15 protein-coding genes, 1 tRNA gene and 1 pseudogene are annotated in these 16818 nt (G+C 68.5%); 6 read left to right on the top strand and 11 right to left on the bottom strand.

From position 1 onward, the window contains the following. The first annotated feature begins 2 nt into the window (after positions 1 to 2). A complete protein-coding gene (locus AXK60_RS12575) occupies positions 3 to 2690 on the top strand; it encodes an FG-GAP repeat domain-containing protein (protein ID WP_139057919.1) in 2688 nt (895 codons plus the stop codon). A 10-nt stretch (positions 2691 to 2700) separates the two neighbouring features. Here the strand turns inward: AXK60_RS12575 and AXK60_RS12580 are convergent, their stop codons facing one another. The 3 genes from AXK60_RS12580 to AXK60_RS12590 are packed head-to-tail and all read right to left on the bottom strand — an operon-like array spanning position 2701 to position 5413. After that, positions 2701 to 3786: a DNA polymerase domain-containing protein gene (locus AXK60_RS12580; protein ID WP_068571437.1), complete on the bottom strand. Its 1086-nt coding sequence runs from the start codon at positions 3784 to 3786 to the stop codon at positions 2701 to 2703. Continuing rightward, positions 3787 to 4827, bottom strand: coding sequence for an ATP-dependent DNA ligase (locus AXK60_RS12585; protein WP_068571438.1), 1041 nt, complete (start codon positions 4825 to 4827; stop codon positions 3787 to 3789). A gap of 55 nt (positions 4828 to 4882) precedes the next feature. Next, a complete protein-coding gene (locus AXK60_RS12590) occupies positions 4883 to 5413 on the bottom strand; it encodes a DinB family protein (RefSeq protein ID WP_068571439.1) in 531 nt (176 codons plus the stop codon). 63 nt (positions 5414 to 5476) lie between these two features. Between AXK60_RS12590 and AXK60_RS12595 the strand changes: the two genes are divergently transcribed. Continuing rightward, positions 5477 to 6442, top strand: a complete 966-nt coding sequence (locus AXK60_RS12595) for a helix-turn-helix transcriptional regulator (RefSeq protein WP_068571440.1) — start codon at positions 5477 to 5479, stop codon at positions 6440 to 6442. After that, entirely contained in the window at positions 6439 to 7290 is an 852-nt protein-coding gene (gene gluQRS, locus AXK60_RS12600) for a tRNA glutamyl-Q(34) synthetase GluQRS (protein WP_068571441.1), read from the top strand. Before AXK60_RS12595 ends, gluQRS begins: the two co-directional genes overlap by 4 nt. A gap of 60 nt (positions 7291 to 7350) precedes the next feature. Here gluQRS and tgt read toward each other — a convergent pair whose 3' ends face one another. Beyond that, entirely contained in the window at positions 7351 to 8619 is a 1269-nt protein-coding gene (tgt, locus tag AXK60_RS25835; RefSeq protein WP_376766505.1) for a tRNA guanosine(34) transglycosylase Tgt, read from the bottom strand. A gap of 591 nt (positions 8620 to 9210) precedes the next feature. Further along, a pseudogene (locus AXK60_RS25840) lies at positions 9211 to 11622 on the bottom strand (MMPL family transporter); the annotation flags it as partial. Positions 11623 to 11649: 27 nt separating this feature from the next. Between AXK60_RS25840 and AXK60_RS12610 the strand changes: the two are divergent. Beyond that, the gene (locus AXK60_RS12610) at positions 11650 to 12036 is read left to right on the top strand and encodes a hypothetical protein (protein WP_068571442.1); all 387 of its coding nucleotides are present in this window, start codon (positions 11650 to 11652) and stop codon (positions 12034 to 12036) included. A gap of 94 nt (positions 12037 to 12130) precedes the next feature. Then, positions 12131 to 12811, top strand: a complete 681-nt coding sequence (locus AXK60_RS12615) for a DUF2306 domain-containing protein (protein WP_068571443.1) — start codon at positions 12131 to 12133, stop codon at positions 12809 to 12811. 110 nt (positions 12812 to 12921) lie between these two features. Here AXK60_RS12615 and AXK60_RS12620 read toward each other — a convergent pair. The 3 genes from AXK60_RS12620 to AXK60_RS12630 form a co-directional block, all read right to left on the bottom strand. Further along, positions 12922 to 13012, bottom strand: a tRNA-Ser gene (locus AXK60_RS12620). 46 nt (positions 13013 to 13058) lie between these two features. Beyond that, positions 13059 to 13493, bottom strand: coding sequence for a nucleoside deaminase (locus AXK60_RS12625; RefSeq protein WP_068571540.1), 435 nt, complete (start codon positions 13491 to 13493; stop codon positions 13059 to 13061). A 29-nt stretch (positions 13494 to 13522) separates the two neighbouring features. Continuing rightward, positions 13523 to 14041: a tRNA adenosine deaminase-associated protein gene (locus AXK60_RS12630; protein WP_068571444.1), complete on the bottom strand. Its 519-nt coding sequence runs from the start codon at positions 14039 to 14041 to the stop codon at positions 13523 to 13525. A 78-nt stretch (positions 14042 to 14119) separates the two neighbouring features. On the opposite strand from AXK60_RS12630, the gene AXK60_RS12635 reads away from it, so the two are divergent. Continuing rightward, on the top strand, positions 14120 to 15088 hold the full coding sequence (locus AXK60_RS12635; protein WP_068571445.1) for a prephenate dehydrogenase: 969 nt from the start codon (positions 14120 to 14122) through the stop codon (positions 15086 to 15088). A 17-nt stretch (positions 15089 to 15105) separates the two neighbouring features. On the opposite strand, the gene AXK60_RS12640 is transcribed toward AXK60_RS12635, so the two are convergent. The 3 genes from AXK60_RS12640 to AXK60_RS12650 form a co-directional block, all read right to left on the bottom strand. Next, positions 15106 to 15720, bottom strand: coding sequence for a putative glycolipid-binding domain-containing protein (locus tag AXK60_RS12640; protein ID WP_244881095.1), 615 nt, complete (start codon positions 15718 to 15720; stop codon positions 15106 to 15108). A 103-nt stretch (positions 15721 to 15823) separates the two neighbouring features. Continuing rightward, positions 15824 to 16216: a RidA family protein gene (locus AXK60_RS12645; protein ID WP_068571446.1), complete on the bottom strand. Its 393-nt coding sequence runs from the start codon at positions 16214 to 16216 to the stop codon at positions 15824 to 15826. Positions 16217 to 16218: 2 nt separating this feature from the next. After that, positions 16219 to 16659, bottom strand: coding sequence for a DUF6918 family protein (locus tag AXK60_RS12650; RefSeq protein ID WP_068571447.1), 441 nt, complete (start codon positions 16657 to 16659; stop codon positions 16219 to 16221). Positions 16660 to 16818 lie beyond the last annotated feature (159 nt).

The raw sequence follows: 16818 nt of genomic DNA on the forward strand, positions 1-16818 counted from the left end.
AAATGACCACTCTCAGAACCGTATCAGCCGACCGCGATGACATCATCATCACGACACAATCGGGCTGGGGCGTGATCGGATTCGACGGACGCAACCTCGATGCGCCGTACTTCGCCCGCAACGGCTCCCGCATTGGCGATTGGCTACTGGGCAGCACCGAATGTGTAGTCCGAGCGCGTGCCGATCTTGACGGGGACGGAATCGGAGAGGTTCTCCTGTCCAGCCCGTGGGGATTGGGGGTACTGAAGGCGCGCGGACGCCAGATGACGAGCATCGCGATGGCCCAGAACGGTTCACGCGTCGGCGGCTGGGTGGTAAACACGGCAACCGACACGATACAGGGATCCGGGGATATCAACGGTGATGGCCGCGAGGAACTCCTCGTTACCAGCGACTGGGGGCTTGGGCTGCTGAGCTTCAACGGTCGCCTGACAACACTAATGCTGGCCCCCAACGGAACCCGATTCGGACAGTGGTTGCTCAACACCGCGGATAACAATTTTGTAGCAATCGCCGACTTCACTGGGGCCGGACGCGCACAGGTCCTCGTCACGAGCCCTTGGGGACTCGCCGTACTCGGCTGGATCGGCGGAGCTCTCACTACCGTCACCGCGATTCCTAACGGTATCGATCTCGGTGGCTGGCGCCTCGACACCACACAGGACAGGATCGAGTGTGTGGCGTACTTCGACGGACGCGGCGTTGCGCGAATTCTGGTGAACAATCAGCGAGGACTGGCGATACTGGGTGTCGACGGCTCCACCCTCAAGGCGATCGCCGTCGTGGACGACGGCGCCGACCTCGGCGGCTGGGCTCTCGACTGCCATGACAATCAACTCAGCCTGGCAGCCGACTTCTACGGATACGGCCGTTCCGACCTTCTCATCACCGGAAAATCGGGCATCGCGATCGCGGGGATTGACAGCGGCACCTTGCGCACATCCGTCGTCGTCTCGAATGGCACTCGGCTGGGCCAGTGGCTTCTTAACACGCGGGACAACCGATTCGCGATCGCCGACCTTGACGGGGATGGCCACGATGAGATCTTCGTCTCGAGCCCATGGGGCGTCGGAGTCCTAGCCCGGGCCGGCATGAACTTCGAGTCTCGTGCCACGCATCCGAATGGGAACGCACTGGGCGCGTGGACCACATCGACGAGCGATGCTGACTTTATCGCGACCCCGCAGACTGCGACCGCGATTATCCTGTGGCATCAGCATTGGCATTCGGCAGTGGACAACACCGCCGCTGTCTTGCGGACCCGGGGATACAAGACGATCGTGACGCAGTCAGAGGACTTCGGCCTCACGGCGCTCCGCCGCGTCGCATTGACGTGTCGCCCATCCGACCGCGTATTCGTGTATCTAGCAACCCATGGGGCCTCAGCCCGCGCCTACTCCGACACCGGCACCGAAGCGTGCGACACACATTCGATCCTAGTCGGGCTACCCGCGACAGACGACCCGAAGGGCTTGGGCACAGAAGCATGGGTCGATTACGGAGAGCTCAGGAGGATATTCGAGCGCATCGCTGCTTCAGGCTCTGAACTGAGCGTCTTCGACGGGTCCTGCACCGGAGGCGAGGCATCCCTAGCAGCAATCGGACAGCGCTACTCGGCGTTGTCCACTGTCGCAGTCTTCTCACCGGGAGCCACCTTCACACCCGACCCCTCAGTGCTCATGAACGCCACCGCTCGGCCGGCATCGTTCGGTCTGTGGTGGAGCCGACAGAAGGTTGCCAGCCTCATGACTGCTCAAGTTCCCCACAGATTCCCGCAGAAAATATACCGCAATGACGAGACCCAGATCAACCGCGCTTCCCTGTTTTATCGATCGGCAATAGATCTATACGAAACGATCGCCGGACCGTGGTTCTTCGAAGACGGTCGTTGCGAACTGTTCAAGTACGTTTATGGCGACAAGTGGTCCGCATTCGATCATTCAAAGCAGGCTGAATTCACAGTTCCGCTCGAGCAATACCTGTCCAACCGTTTGGCGCCGATGACTGATCTCGAACCGACTATAGACGATCTTCGAGCCGTTCTTACTGACACTTCTATCGTCGCCCGGGCAGCCGAGGTGTATGCTGAATTCTTCCCATCTTCGTGGCAGACGATGTTCGGAGACCTCACGTGGAATATCAAGACCGAGCCCGTACGCGTCAGCCCCTGGGGTACACCTATCGAACCCGGACGGTTCACTGGAACCGACGGATTTCACCGCCTGGTACGCGCGGTCATTACTGGCATCGACTCACTGAAGACTCTGTGCGACGAGCAGATACAGCTGCTCCGCCAACTGGACGTGCGCGTGACGCCCAGCATCATTCATACTCAGACGGTACCGATTTCGGATCCGAATACCACCAGAGCTGCAAGCGTTCTCTCGCAAATCGAGTTCAGCCGAGCTGCGGAATTCGAGATGCAACACATTAAGTCGATTCTCCGAGGAATGCCTCGCGACCTGGCTGGTACTCCGGACTACACTCGGCTCGTCGATGCGCTTGGCGAACTGGTGTCGACCGAACATGTGTCTTTAGGTACGAAAGATCTAGCGGCTCGCATCTACGCGATTCAGATCGCCAGCATCCCGGTGAAGGATCACCTGCTGTACGAGCTGACTATCGTCGAAGAAGCCGTCTCACGAGCTACCAGCCGGCAAACGGAACCCGGTGATCTCGTGAGATTCTGACTCAGCGAATTCAAAGTCGGTTGCCCTCCGCGTCCCAGTGCTCGGCGACCTTCTTGCTGGGCTGCACACGGGGCGGCTCGCCGGGCATCTTGGGGTAGTCGGGCGGGTAGTTCAGCTCGACGGGGTGCTGCTCCCACAGGTCGAGCAGGGGCGTGAGGTCGTGCGCGACCTCGTCCATGTCGGCCCACGGGTTGCCGTCGGCGAGGCGCTCGGGGACGGTGAACAGGTTGAGCTCGTGCGGGTCCTGCACCTCGGCCAGCTGATCCCAGGTGAGCGGGGTGGAGACGGTGGCGCCCTGCACGGCCCGCAGCGACCAGGCGGAGGCGATGGTGCGGTCGCGGCTGTTCTGGTTGTAGTCCACGAAGATCCTTGCCCCCCGCTCCTCCTTCCACCATGCCGTCGTCACTCCGCTGTCGCGCTTCTCCAGCTCGCGGCCGAAGGCGATGGCGGCGTGCCGCACGTCCACGAAGTCCCAGCGCGGCGCGATGCGCACGAACACGTGCACGCCCCGGTTGCCCGACGTCTTGCAGTAGGCGCGCAGGCCGAGTTCGTCGGCCAGTTCGCGCGCGACGCCGGCGACGCGCACCGCGTCCCGGAAGTCCGTGCCGGGCTGCGGGTCCAGGTCGATCCGCAACTCGTCGGGATGGTCGACGTCGGCGCTGCGTACCGGCCACGGATGGAAGGTGATAGTGCCCATCTGCGCGCACCACACTCCGATCGCAGGTTCGGTGGGACACAACTCGTCGGCCGGACGGCCGGACGGGAAGGCGATCCGCACCGTCTTCGCGTAGTCAGGCGCGCCGCGCATCATCCGCTTCTGGTAGAAGCCGTCGGCGTCCTTGTCCTGCGGGCCCTGTGCCAGCCGACCGCCGGGGTGGACGCCGCCCGGCCACCGCTCCAGCGCGGTGGGGCGGTCCCCGATGGCGGCGAGCAGCGGCTCGCCGACCGCCGCGAAGTACTGCGCCACCTGGAGTTTGGAGACCTCGGGGGTGAGGTCGGTGGCGGGGTAGATGATCCGGTCCGGGCTCGAGACCCGGACGGTGCGGTCACCGTCGGGCCCCTGGACGAGGACCTCCGCCGCCGGAGTCTTGGCCATCTACTTCCCTTCCTGCAAGACGTCGTCGAGGTCGTAGTTGACCGGGACGTCGAGCTGCTCGTACCCACAGCTCAACGGTTCGCGGTCGGGGCGCCAGCGCTTGAACTTCGCGGTATGCCGCAGGCGCATGCCCTCCATCTGGTCGTAGTCGAACTCGACGACGAGCTCGGGGCGCACCGGCACCCACTCCCCCGTCTTCTCCGCGGAGGACCAGCGGTTGGGCTCGCCCTGCGCCGACTCCGCGGTGCGCATCGGCTCGAGCAACTGCAGGTACTCCTCGCGCTTGGCCGCGGTGAACGCGCCGATCCCGCCGATCGAGAGCATCTCGCCGTCCCGGTACAGGCCGAGCAGGACGGACCCGACGGCGTTCGGCTGCGACTTGTGCATCCGGTAACCGATGACCACCGCCTCGGCGGTGCGGGCGTGCTTGACCTTGATCATCTCGCGCTTGCCCGGTAGGTAGTGCCCGTCGATCCGCTTGGAGATCACCCCGTCGAGGCCGGCGCCCTCGAACCGTTCGAACCAGTCGGCGGCCACGGCGGCGTCGGTGGTGACGCGGCTGATCTTGCAGGTGCCGGTGCCGGCGTAGGCGGACTCGAGGACCTCGCGCCGCGCGGTGAAGGGCTTGCCCATGAGGTCGACGTCCGCCATCGCGAGCGCATCGAAGCCGATGAAGATCGCCGGCGTCTCCTCGGAGAGCTTGGTGATCCGCGACTCCGCGGGATGGATCCGTTGCGAGAGCGACTCCCAGTCGAGCCGCTTGCGGCCCTCGCGATGCGCCGCGACGGCGATCTCGCCGTCGAGCACGCACCGCTCCGGCAGCTCCGCACGCGCGGCGGCCACCACCTCCGGGAAGTACCGCCCGAGATTCTTGCCGCTGCGCGAGCCGATGAACACCTCGTCACCGTCGCGGAAGATCAGGGCGCGGAAGCCGTCCCATTTCGGCTCGTGCGAGTACGCGGTGTCACCGTCCGAGCGCGGTATCGCCTTGGCGGCCTTGGCGAGCATCGGGTCCAGCGGCGGGTTCACGGGGAGGTCCACGCGTCCGATCGTAGGCGGGGCCACCGACACGTGACCCCGCCGCGGGGAAATCCCGCTATCCCATGCTCTTCTGACCGTCGATCGCCTCGCGGATGATGTCGGCGTGGCCGGTGTGCTGCGCCGTCTCCGCCGCGATGTGCAGGAAGACGCGGCGCACCGACCAGAAGACGCCCGGCGGCTGCCACGGCGCCTCGGGCAGCTCGTAGGACGCGTCCAGATCCGCGGTGCGCACCATCTCGTCGGTGATGGCGCCCGTCCGCTCGTATTCGGCGAGAGCCCACTCGAGGGTCTCACCGTCGACCAGCCGGAAGCCGTTCTGGAACGCCTCGATCTGCCCGTCGGCGGGGTTCTCCCAGTCGATGTCTGCCATCACGTGGCCCTCGCCCCGCGCGAACTGCTGCCACCCCTTCTCGACCGCGGTGACGTGCTTGATCAGCCCACCGATCGTCAGCTCGCTGACGGTGCTACGGGTGGTCGCCTGCTCGTCTGTGAGGTTCTGCGCGGTGAACCGGAGGAAGTGCCTGCGACCCGCGAGGAGGTCGAGGATGTCGGTGCGCTCTGCGGAGATGTTCTGTGTCTCGGTCATGTCTAGAAGGCTATGAGGTATTAGTGTCAGTTTCTGTCCGTAATGGAAAACACACTGGAAGACATGGCGAACACGAGCTCCCGCACCCTGCGACTGCTGTCCCTCCTGCAGACGCACCGGTACTGGCCGGGCGGCGAACTGGCCGACCGGCTGGAGGTCTCCGTCCGCACCCTGCGGCGCGACATCGAGCGGCTACGCGATCTCGGCTATCCCGTCAACGCCACCCGCGGCGTGGACGGCGGCTACCAGCTGGCCGCCGGTGCCGCCCTGCCGCCGCTGGTCCTCGACGACGAGGAGGCCGTGGCGATCGCCGTCGGCCTGCAGACTGCGGCCCAGGCCGGGATCGCCGGCATCGCCGAGACCTCCGTGCGCGCGCTCGGCAAGGTCGCGGCGGTGATGCCGCCGCGGCTGCGCAAGCGCGTCGAGGCGCTGGGCGCCGTGACCCAGCCCGCCGTCCTCACCGGTGGCCCGGCGGCCGACCCGCGCATCCTCACCGGCCTCGCGGAGGCGTGCCGCGCCGAGGAACGGATCGAATTCGGCTACACCGCCGCCGACGGCGCGCGCACGGACCGGCTCGCCGAGCCGATGCGGCTCGTGCCACTCGGGCGCCGCTGGTACCTCGTGGCCTACGACCTGCACCGGCATGACTGGCGCAGCTTCCGGCTCGACCGGATGGGGGCACCGTCGCGAACCGGGGTCCGGTTCCGTCCGCGCGCGCTGCCCGCCGAGGACGCCGCGGCCTACGTCCGCTCCTCGGTCGCGCGGACGCCGAGTCGGCGCATCGAGTTCCTCGTCGATGCCCCCGAGGAGCGCGTCCGGGCCGCGATCGGCCCGTACGCCCGCATCGAGTCCGACGGTGCCGCCACCGTCGTCCGGATGGAGACCGAGTCCCTGGACTGGCCGGCCATGGCGATCGCGGTCCTCGGCGCGCCGGTCACAGTGGTCGAGCCGCCGGAGCTCGTCGAGCACGTGGCGCGCTGGGCCGAGAACCTCGGCCGGGTCCGCGGCGTTCGTAGACTGGAACGATGACAGCCGGTCGGTACGCCCCCAGTCCGTCGGGCGACCTGCACGTGGGCAACCTGCGCACGGCCCTGCTCGCGTGGCTGTTCGCCCGCTCGACGGGGCGCGAGTTCCTCCTGCGCGTCGAGGACCTCGACCGGGTGGCGGACGGCGCCGAGGCCCGCCAGCTCGCCGACCTCACCTCGATCGGGCTGGACTGGGACGGGCCCGTCGTCCGGCAGTCTGCCCGGACGGACCGGTACGCTGCGGCGCTGGAGAAGCTCGACGTCTACGAGTGTTATTGCACGCGACGGGAGATCCTGTCCGCTCCGTCGGCGCCGCACGCACCCGAGGGGGCCTACCCGGGCACGTGCCGCGATCTCACCGAGGCCGAGCGAGCGGTCCGGCGGCGGGACCGTCCAGCAGCGTTGCGCCTGCGTTCCGCAGTCGACGCGTTCACGGTGACGGACGTGCTGCACGGCGAATACACCGGCGTTGTCGATGATTTCGTGCTCCGCCGGGGCGACGGCACCTACGCCTACAACCTGGCCGTGGTGGTCGACGATGCCGCCCAGGGCGTCGACCAGGTGGTCCGCGGCGACGACCTGCTGTCCTCCGCGCCCCGCCAGGCCCACCTCACGACACTGCTCGGAGGCGTCCCCGCGACCTACGCCCACGTACCGATGGTGCTGGGCCCCACGGGCATCCGCCTGGCCAAGCGCGACGGTGCCGTCACCCTGGCCCAGCGCGGTGGGGCGGGCGTGGTGCTGCCGGAGATCGCCGCGAGCCTGGGGCTGCGCGGGAGCACGCCACACGAGATGCTGGACGATTTCGACCCCGCCCGGCTGCCCCGGGAGCCGTGGACCCTGCCGCTGTGACCGAAGACTTCGGTCACGAAACCCAAGGATCCTTGGGCCCCGTGACCGAAGCGTTGCGGCCTAGTCGGACTTGGCGAGGTGGTGCTGGGTGCCGCGGTAGTAGCGGCCCAGGAACTCCTCCTTGAACTCCCAGTACGTGCCGTCGAGCATCGACTGCCGGATCTTCGCGACCAGCGAGACGATGAACTGCTCGTTGTGGATCGTCGCGAGCGTGGCCGCGAGCCCCTCCTTCGCCTTGAACAGGTGATGGATGTACGCGCGGGTGTACTGCGAGGTGAAGTTCTCGGTCTCCGGGTCCAGCGGCCGGAAGTCCGTCTTGAACCGCGAATTGGTGACGTTGTAGCGGCCGTCCAGCGAGTAGATCGCGCCGTTGCGCGCCACCCGCGACGGGGACACGCAGTCGAAGGTGTCGATGCCCTGCTCGACCGCGGCGAAGATGTCGTCCGGCTCCGAGATGCCCAGCAGGTGCTTCGGCTTGTCCTCCTCCAGCTCCTGGTTCACCCAGCGCACGATCGTCGACAGGTTCGCCTTCTCCAAGGCGCCGCCGATGCCGTAACCGCCGAACCCGAGACCGCCCGAGAGCCGGTCCTCGTCGCTCAGCGCGCGCAGATCCCGCGCCGCCTTGCGCCGCAGGTCCTCGTACTGCGCACCCTGCACGACGCCCCACAGGGAGATCGCGTCGCGGCGCTGCGCCGTGAGCCAGTTGTGCTCGGACAGGCAGCGGCGGGCCCACAGGCGGGTCCGCTCCAGCGACTCCACCTGGTATGCACGGGAATTGTGCAGGGTGGTGAGCTCGTCGAAGGCGAAGATGATGTCGGCGCCCAGCTGATGCTGGATCTGCATCGACACCTCCGGGGTGAACCGGTGCTCGGTGCCGTCGATGTGGCTGCGGAAGGTGACACCGTCGTCATCGACGCGCGAGAGGCGGTCCTTGCCCTCCGCGATGGCGTCGTCGCCCTGGAGCTCCTCCCCGCCGTTCATGTCGATGACCTTCTTGAACCCGGAACCCAGCGACATCACCTGGAAGCCACCGGAATCGGTGAAGGTCGGGCCGTCCCAGTTCATGAACTTCCCGAGCCCGCCGGCCTGCTCGACGATGTCCGGACCGGGCTGCAGGTACAGGTGGTAGGCGTTCGCGAGCACCGCCTGCGCCCCCAACTCCGAGACCGCCTCCGGCAGCACCGTCTTCACCGTGGCCTTGGTACCCACGGGAATGAAGGCGGGCGTGAGGATCTCACCGTGCGGGGTGAGCAACCGACCCGCACGGCCCAGCGGACCGTCGGGCCCCTCGAGGCGTCCGTCGATGTCGAAACGCGTGGGGTCGCTGATGTGCTCGCTCTGCAGGCGCGTCCGGCTCGCCATGGACCGGTAGTCCGACCGCAGCGCACTGAGCTCCGCCGCGATCACCTTGTTCTGCTCACGCAGCTGGGCGATCTCGTCGAAGGTCCGGTCGCCCCGCGGGCGTCCGACGATCGGTCCCGTGGTCGTCTGCTCGGGCCGCGGAACACCGGGCCGCGCCACCGGGTACTCCCCCGTGTCCTGCGCAGTGGGCTCGGGCGCCTCGACCTGCGCGGCCTGTTCGACGGTGGCCGGCTCGTCCTTCGCGAGCGGCACCAGGGGAACGGGGCCCGTGGGCGCGTCCGAGGGACGAGCGACGCCGTTCGCGTGCCCGTTGAAGCCGTTGGTGTCGACGCTGTCGACCCCGTTGAGCTGCTGCACGCGGGCCTTGCCGCGGGCGTGGACGTCGGTGGGGCCTGCGGCGACGAGTTGTTCAGTGGGGACCGGGATCTCGGCGGTAGCCGGGGCGGGGAAGGCGACGGTGTCGGCCCCCGCATCTCCACGGCCGAGCATCGCGACGAGCGCCTCGCCCTCGATGTCGACGTTCGGCAGGAGCTTGTCGAGCCACTTGGGCAGCCACCACGCCCACCTGCCGAGCAGCATCATGACCGACGGGATGATCACCATCCGGACCACGAAGGCATCCAGCAGGACCGCGGCCGCGAGGCCGAAGCCGATCTCCTTGATGAACACCTGCTCGTTGAGGATGAACGAGGCGAACACCGAGATCATGATGATCGCCGCGGCGGTCACCACGCGGGCGCCGTACTGCACGCCGGTGATCGTGGCGCCCGTCGCGTCGCCGGTGTGCACGAACTCCTCCCGCATCCGCGAGACCAGGAACACCTGATAGTCCATCGCCAGGCCGAACACGATGCCCACCAGGAAGATCGGCAGGAAGGACACCAGCGGCTGGGTGTTGTCGATGAGTCCGAGCGCACCGTCGGTGAAGATCGCCGAGGTCACGCCGAAGGTGGCCACGACGGACAGCAGGAAGCCGAGCACCGCGGTGAGGGGCACCAGGATCGAGCGGAACGCGATGAGGAGCAGGAGGAAGGCCAGGCCGACCACGATGGCCACGTAGATCCACAGCGCCGTGCCGAGCTTGTCCGAGATGTCCATCTCGATGGCGGTGTTGCCCGCCACGCCGAGGTCGACGCCCAGGCGACTGACGGTGCCGTTCGTGCCGTTCGGCAGGGCGCGGAGCTTGTCCACCAGGTCCTTGGTGTCCTGATCGTTCGGCCCGCCCTTGGGGGTGACCATGATCTGCGCGGCACTGTTGTTCGGCGCGAGCGCGGCGATCTGCGCGTTCTCGACCAGCTTCGACATGCTCGGGTCGGTGTTGATCTTGTCCACGATCTGGGAGTACGCACGCAGCCGCTGGTCCTGGTTCGCCCCGGAACCGTCGACCGCGACGAGCAGGGTGCCGTTCGCGCCCTTGCCCCAGCCGTCGGAGACGAGGTCGTAGGCCTTGCGCTCGGAGGTGCTCTTCTCGCTCATGCCCGAACCGGGCAGCGCCGTCTTCATGTCCTTGATCGGGATCGCCAGGATGCCGAGCACCGCAACGCCGGCGATGAGAGTGATGACGGGGACCTTCTTCACCACGTGTGCCCAGCGCAGGCCGTTGGCGACCCGGCCCTCGCCCTCGTCCGTGTCCTGCGGATGCAGGCCCTTGACCCGGCCGGCGAAGACCTTGGAGCCGAACAGCCCGAGGATCGCGGGCAACAGGGTGAGCGCGACGACCACCGCGATACCGACGCCCCACGCGGCGGCGACGCCCATCTGGCCGAGGAAGTCCATTCCGATGAAGGCCAACGCGGCGAGCGCGATGATCACCGTCAGACCCGCGAAGATGACAGCCGACCCGGCGGTGCCCACCGCGATGCCCGCGGCCTCCGCCCGCTGCTCCCGTGTGGTGGCGCCGAGGCGCCGGAGCTCGTGCCGGTACCGCGAGACGATGAACAGCGCGTAGTCGATGGTGACGGCCAGGCCGATCATCGACGTGAGGACCGTCGGGAAGGTGCCGAGCTCCACGAAGTGCGTTGCGATCATGACGCCGCAGATCGCGACCGGCACGGCGATGATCGCGTTGATCAGCGGCAGGCCCCACGCGACGAGCGAGGCGAAGGTGATGACGAGCACGATCGCCGCGACGATCATGCCGATGATCTCACTGGTCATACCCATGTCGGCGTTCCCACGCGCGGCGGAACCGTCGGCCTCGACCTGCAGGGTGCCGCCCGACGCGGCCGCTCCCGCCTCGCGGGCCTTCTTCAGGTTGTCCGACAGGTCCTTCGGCAGCTCGGTGACCTTGTCGACGAAGTTGACGGTGATCTTCGCCGTCTTGCCGTCGGGACTCACGGAGGAGGTGACCGCCGCGTCCGCGTCCTTCTGCGCCTGCGTCTTGGTGGACGCGATGTCCTTGCCCTGCGCGGCGATCGTCTCGAGCCGTGCCTTCTGATCCGCGGTCAGACTGTTCGGGTCGAGCTCGACGGTGGGGTTGTGCAGCAGCTCCGGGTCCTTGACGACCGTGACCTTCTGCCCGTCGTCGCCGTCCTTCGTGAGCGCCTTGATGTCGGCGATCGTCTTGTCGATGCCGGCGGCATTACCGGGATCCGTCAGCTTGCCCTGAGTGGCGTGGAAGACGATGGTCGCTGACGCCGTGGTGAACGGGTCCCCGCCCTTGTCGCCGAAGTTCGCGGACACGATGTCCGTGGCCTTCGCCGAGGGCAGGCCGGGCAGCGAGAAGTTGTCGACGGTCGGCTTGCTCAGCGCCGCGGCGCCGAGCCCCATGCCGACGAGCAGCAACAGCCACACGGCGATGACCTTGAATCGGTTGAGGTAGGCGAACCTACCCACCCGGTACAGAAACAGTGCCATGGAGGTACTCCGAGTCGTCGAGGCGCGAGAGCTGCGTGATACGAGTCGCTGTCGAGTGTACCGATGGTTTCTATCCGCAATGAAGTCGCTGACCGGCAGTTTCGTGAGGCTCATCACCGAGGCACGCGTACTGTGCAGGGCATGACCGCCCTTCAGCGCTTCACAACGCCTGTCACAGCCGTCGCAGCCGTCACGGCGTGCGGCCTCGTCCTGGCCGGCTGCGGCAGCTCCTCCGACTCGTCCACCGCCCCCGCACCGTCGGCCACGACCGCGGCCGCCGCGGAGACCCGCGCCGAGATGTGCGGGCAGACCCGCGGCCCCGACGGGGCCCTGTACGTCCACGCCCTCGGGACCGTCAAGGTCGACTGCGCCGAGGCGATGCGCGTGGCCACCGCGTTCGGGCCGAAGATCGCGACGGGACAGCCCGTCACCGTCGAGGGCTGGAACTGCACCTTTCCGACGACCCCCGGCATGCTCGCGCGCTGCGACGACGGGGACAGGGCGATCGGCTTCTTCGGCGCGCACTGACCGCCGCCGACACCGTCCCTCACCCGAGCGGACTACGCCGCGCCACCCCTATGGGTGATCCACTCGCGCGGCAACCACTCCTAGCGTGACGCCCATGAAGAAACTGCTGGTCGGCGCCCTCATCGTGCTGGTATTCCTCGCCTACGCACTGCCGCCCTACCTCACGGGCGGGAGCCGTATCCCGCTCGAGCAGCAACCGGACTGGTACTACGGACTGCTCGTCGGGCACATCCTGCTCGGGTCCGTCGCGATGCTCGCCGGGCTGGTCCAGCTCGGACGTCGCTGGTTCGCGCGGTACCACTGGATCGCCGGCCGGATCTACGTGGCGTGCGCGCTGCCCGTGGGGCTCGCGGCCATCGCGATCGGGACGGTCACGCCGTTCGGGCCGGTCAACGCCGTGTCCAACGTGACGCTCGGCTCACTGATGCTGCTGTTCACCGCGCTCGGCGTGCGGGCGATCGTCGGGCGCGACGTGGCCGCCCACCGGCGCTGGATGCTGCGCAGCGCCGCGCTGATGTACTCGGTGATCCTCAATCGGATCCTGGGGCCGATCGCCTTCCTGGTCCTCGGCGCCGCAGGCGTGCCCGAGTCCTTCCTCGATGCCTGGGGGCCGGCCATCGTCGCGCTGCCGAGCTGGCTCATCGCGCTCGCCTTCTGCGAGTGGTGGCTGCGGCGACCGATACGGCGCGGGCGCGCCCGAACGTCGTCTCCAGCGGCGCGGTCATCGCGTGACCGGGGCATCTCGGCAGCGACTGCCGCACGGACCGACGTGTGAGCGGGCACCCGCTCCGGAAACGGATGTGCGTTGTGAGCCACGCATGGTGACACCGCACGAACGAGTAATGCCCCGCGATCCGCATCACTGCAGGTCACGGGGCATTCCCTTGGCGGTGGCGGAGGGATTTGAACCCTCGGTACGGGGTTACCGCACACAGCATTTCGAGTGCTGCACCTTCGGCCGCTCGGACACGCCACCGTCGCGAAACTTTACCGGAAGACGTCTCAGGCGTTAAATCGGCAGGTCACGGCCTGTGCGGGGTGAAGAAGTCGGTCAGCAGGGCGGCGCACTCGGCCTCACGGACGCCGCCACGCACGGTCACCCGGTGCGTGACGCGCGGGTCGCGGACCACGTCCCAGACCGAGCCCACGGCCCCGGTCTTCGGCTCGAAGGCCCCGAACACGAGGTGCTCGATCCGGGCGGAGACGAGCGCGCCCGCGCACATCGCACAGGGCTCGAGGGTCACCGCGAGGGTGCAACCGCCCAGGCGCCAGCCGTCGCCGAACCGCGCCGCCGCGGCCCGCAGCGCGAGGACCTCCGCGTGAGCCGTCGGGTCGCCCAGCTGTTCCCGACGATTCCCCGCGAGCGCGAGCACGGCACCGTCGGGCGCGAGGACCGCAGCGCCGACGGGCACGTCGTCGGGCCCTGCGAGGTCCGCAGCCTCGAGCGCGAAGCCCATGGCCGCGCGTTCGGCGTCCAGCAGGGCCACTAGCCGAGCGAGTCCAGGACCGCGCCGAGCTGGGAGTCGAAACCGAGGCGCTCCGCGATCACCTGGAGCTGCTCGTCCGGGTACAGGTCGGGGTCCGCGAGCAGGACGCTGAGCTCCTGCTCCCCGAGTCCGAGGTCGCCGAGGATCGCCAGGTCGCCCTCGGGCCAGGGGTCGGTCTCCTCGATCTCCTCGGGGTCGATGTCCGGCACCTCGACGTTGAGTCGCTCCAGCGCCTGCTCGGCCAGCTCGTCGAAGACGGCGGCGGTGGCGTCGGAGAGCAGCAGGCGCGTGCCCGACGGACCGGGCCGGACCACGACGAAGTACTCGTCGTCGACGTTGAGCACGCCGAAGACCGCTCCGGTGACGCGCAGCGCCTTGATCTCCTGCTCGGCCTTGGCGATGCTGCCCAGCGCGCCGGGGTCGAGGAGGTGCACGGTCCAGGTGGTCTCCTCGCGGGTCACTGCCACGGCGTAGCCGTCGGTGTCGTCGTAGCGCTCCGGTGAGGTCTGTGCGGCCATGGGTGAAACCGTATCCGTAAACGCCCGTCCGCGACACGTCCATACGGCTTCCGAACGCCGCTGTGGAACGCTGTCGGGGTGTCCGCGCAGCATGCTCCTCATTCCGACGTCCCCGTCTGCGTCCTCGGCCTGGGCCTGATCGGCGGCTCGATCCTGCGGGCCCTGGGCCGTGCCGGTCGCCCGGCGTACGGCTGGAACCGCTCGGCCGCGGCGGTCGACGACGCGGACGCCGCCGGATTCGATGCCTCGTCCGACCTGGTCGCGACCCTGCGGCGGGCCGATCAGGGCCGGCACGTGATCGTGGTGGCCGTCCCCGTCCCGGCCCTCGACGGCGTGCTGGCCGCCGTCGCCGAGCACGCCCCGAACGCATGGCTCACCGACGCGGTGAGCGTCAAGGGGGACGTCGCGCGGCGGGTCGCAGCGGCCGGCCTGACGGGGCGCTACGCCGGCGGCCACCCGATGGCCGGGACCGCGTTCTCCGGCTGGGAGGCCACCGACGCCACCCTGTTCGACGGTGCCACCTGGGTCGTCACCGCCGACGACGACACTCCCGCGCAGGCCTGGCGCCTGGCCGCGACCGTCGGCCTGGACTGCGGCGCCGTGATCGTGCCCGCGGGATCCGCCGAGCACGACGCCGCCGTCGCTCGGATCTCGCACTCGGTGCACGTGGTCGCCGAGGCCGTGGCCATCACCGCCGAACTGGATCCCGCGGCCAAGCAGCTCGCCCACTCCCTGGCCGCGAGCAGTTTCCGCGATGTCACGCGGGTGGCAGGCACGGCACCGTCGCTGGTGAACGCGATGTGCGAGGCCAACGCCGAGGCCCTGCTCGACGCGCTCGACGACACGATCGCCGAGCTGATCGCCGCGCGCGCCGAACTGGCCGGGCGGGGCACCGTCGGCGATATCACCGAACGGGGCTACGCGGCGCGCAAGCGGTACGAGAACGCCCGCCGCACCCCGATCGCTCCCGTGCTCGACGGGGCGCAGTGGCAGCGGGCGCTGCGCGAGGCGGGTCACGCGGGCGGCGTGATCACCGCTCTGGACTGAGTACCGCTCGAGGCGATCTACCCAACGCGGGTCGACAGGCCGGGGTAGTCGATGACGAAGCCGTCGGCGTCGACGGAGAGCTTCGAGCTGGACACCGGCGAGATGACGGTGATGCCGTCGGCCGCACCGTCGTAGTTGATGACCGTCTCCTTGACCTGCAGGCTGGGCAGATCCACGTACACGACCGGGACGTCGATGGCCTCCGCGTGGGTCTGCAGGTCGAACCGGCGGACGGTCAGCGCATTGAAGAACGCGGACTTGAGCACGTCCACGCTCAGGGCGCCCGAGAAGAAGCCTCGCTCGGAGCCCTGCGCACCCTGGACCAACCAGTGGTTCTCGCCGTCGCGGGCGATGGTCACCTGGGACTCGCCGGCCTCCGTCAGAGCGTGCACCGAGAGGCGCTTGGTGACGCCCTCGTCGTCGGTCACCAGGTCGTAGGAGGCGTTGAACGCCGGGCCGTCGGCCGTCGGCGCCGCGATGATCCGGCCGTAGGCCTTGATCCGGTCGCCGCTGAGCTGCACCCGGACGGACTCCAACAGGTTCCCGTCCACGGAACGCCAGGTCAGGATCCTGGGCCAGCTCGCCCCGGTGATCACGGTGGCCACGGCATCTGCGGAAGTAGACGTACTCACGCCGTCCACGGTAGCGCCTGTCGTTCGGCGCGAACGAACCACTGTGGCAAGCACTCGCACGGCCGCGGGCCTGTGCGCATTGTCACAGGCCACGGCCGTGTGACTACAGGGCGGCGACGGCCTCCAACTCGACCACCTGGTCGTCGTACCGGAGCCGGCTCACACCGATCACCGACAGCGGCGGCAGCTCGACGAAGACCTCCGCGAGCGTGTCCACCGCGACCTGCAGGTCCACCTGCAGGTGCTCGGCGACGAACACCGTCAGCCGCGCCACATCGGCGAGCTCGGCCCCGCGCTCCCCCAGGATCACCCGGAGATTCGCGACGACGGCCCGCACCTGACCCTGGACGTCCCCGGGGGCGACGGTCGTACCGCCGGCGTCGAGCGGCGCGACGCCGGCGATGTGCACCGTGGTGCCGGCGGGCACCGTGGCGCTGTAGGCGTGATCGACCGCGGTGGTCAGCTGGTCCGACCCGTGCAGCTGCACCTTCCCCATGATCAGGCGGCGTTCTTCTGGACGGCCGCGCCGACGCGGGGCAGCGCCGCCACGACGTTCTCCTTGGCCTTGCCGCGCAGGCTCGAGTAGGCCTTGCGCAGCGCGGGCTGGCTCGTGGACTCGGCCTTCGCGTCCGTCACGGCGAGCAGTGCGTCGCCGACGGCGTCGCCGCGGGCCGCGAGGAACTGGCCGAAGTCGCCCGGGCCCTGGGCCGAGAACTCGGTCCAGAACGGATCGAGCGCCGCGGCGAAGTCGGGCAGCAGCTTGGTCAGTGCCGACTCGATGACCGTGGGCGAGACCTTCTTGACCGCCGCGTACGCGGTCTTGATGACGGTGCCGGACAGGCCGCTCTTGTCGCCGACCTCGGCTTCGACGACCGACGCGAAGTCGGCGACGACGGCCGGCTGGCGCGCGGGATCGAGGAGCGTGGTGGTCAGCGACATGGGAAACCTCCGGGATTCGGGTCTTCGTCAGCGATGTACGCGATCGAGCCTATCGGGCACCGCGGGCACGTGCGGAGTGTGCATCCGGCGTGCTCCGGACACCACACGAAATGCCGCTGTTCTGCATCAGGTCTGTAACATCGTCACCACGGATTTGTG

Origin of the sequence: Tsukamurella pseudospumae, assembly GCF_001575195.1 — a bacterium.
In the GTDB taxonomy this organism is placed as follows: Bacteria; Actinomycetota; Actinomycetes; order Mycobacteriales; family Mycobacteriaceae; genus Tsukamurella; species Tsukamurella pseudospumae.

Coding starts and splice junctions, on each gene's coding strand:
- AXK60_RS12575 (WP_139057919.1), top strand. CDS start 3: ATGACCACTCTCAGAACCGTATCAGCCGACCGCGATGACATCATCATC.
- AXK60_RS12580 (WP_068571437.1), bottom strand. CDS start 3,786: ATGGCCAAGACTCCGGCGGCGGAGGTCCTCGTCCAGGGGCCCGACGGT.
- AXK60_RS12590 (WP_068571439.1), bottom strand. CDS start 5,413: ATGACCGAGACACAGAACATCTCCGCAGAGCGCACCGACATCCTCGAC.
- AXK60_RS12595 (WP_068571440.1), top strand. CDS start 5,477: ATGGCGAACACGAGCTCCCGCACCCTGCGACTGCTGTCCCTCCTGCAG.
- gluQRS (WP_068571441.1), top strand. CDS start 6,439: ATGACAGCCGGTCGGTACGCCCCCAGTCCGTCGGGCGACCTGCACGTG.
- AXK60_RS12610 (WP_068571442.1), top strand. CDS start 11,650: ATGACCGCCCTTCAGCGCTTCACAACGCCTGTCACAGCCGTCGCAGCC.
- AXK60_RS12615 (WP_068571443.1), top strand. CDS start 12,131: ATGAAGAAACTGCTGGTCGGCGCCCTCATCGTGCTGGTATTCCTCGCC.
- AXK60_RS12625 (WP_068571540.1), bottom strand. CDS start 13,493: ATGGGCTTCGCGCTCGAGGCTGCGGACCTCGCAGGGCCCGACGACGTG.
- AXK60_RS12630 (WP_068571444.1), bottom strand. CDS start 14,041: ATGGCCGCACAGACCTCACCGGAGCGCTACGACGACACCGACGGCTAC.
- AXK60_RS12645 (WP_068571446.1), bottom strand. CDS start 16,216: ATGGGGAAGGTGCAGCTGCACGGGTCGGACCAGCTGACCACCGCGGTC.
- AXK60_RS12650 (WP_068571447.1), bottom strand. CDS start 16,659: ATGTCGCTGACCACCACGCTCCTCGATCCCGCGCGCCAGCCGGCCGTC.